Below are 642 nucleotides of genomic sequence, written 5' to 3'. Positions count from 1 at the left end.
CAAAGTCATATTCCTTAAAGAAAAGCCAGGCCCATCCAATAACAGCATCGACATGTATATGAGGGTTATAGGATAATTTGTATTCTGCAACTAGTTTATCTCTTAATTCAACTACTTTGTCTATTGGATCTACTATTATTTCATTAGATGTCCCACCATTAACATAGATGCAAGCAATTTTAGCATCATGCTCAATCGCTTCTGTCCGTATGTTTCAAGTATATTTATGGTTGAGGATGGCTCAGAAATTACGAATATAGGTAAGCAGAAGTTTATTCCTAAAGATGAGCTTAAATTTGGAGAGTATGCTCCGTTCTTATATACACTTGAATTATCTAGAAGTATTTCAGGTCCAATTGCTGCATACAGTGCATTAGAAACTTTAGGAATAAAAGGTTTTCAAGAACTTATATATAATTGCTTTTCGAATGGTGAGTATATTAGAAACTATTTAAATAGTAATTCTGAAATAGAAGTGATTAATAATGATTCGGAAGGGATTGCTTCTTTATTAGTTGTTAAGAAAAAGGATGATAATAGAACTTTTGAAGAAATTGTAAGGAGTTCGTCAAAAGAACTCCAGGAATTTTTAGAATATAATAATCAATTTTATCTATTCTGTTTACAAGAATTGGAAAAATT

1 protein-coding gene is annotated in these 642 nt (G+C 30.7%); it reads left to right on the top strand.

The features are described from left to right. Nucleotides 1-226: 226 nt before the first annotated feature. Nucleotides 227-642: hypothetical protein (locus K4H96_RS00005; protein ID WP_227956285.1), on the top strand; the 416-nt coding region annotated here is incomplete at its 3' end.

Source organism: Streptococcus sanguinis (assembly GCF_020729765.1).
GTDB classification, from domain to species: domain Bacteria; phylum Bacillota; class Bacilli; order Lactobacillales; family Streptococcaceae; genus Streptococcus; species Streptococcus sanguinis_Q.
Note: the sequence above shows the minus strand (reverse complement) of the source record. Positions and strands in the feature narration are given on the sequence as shown.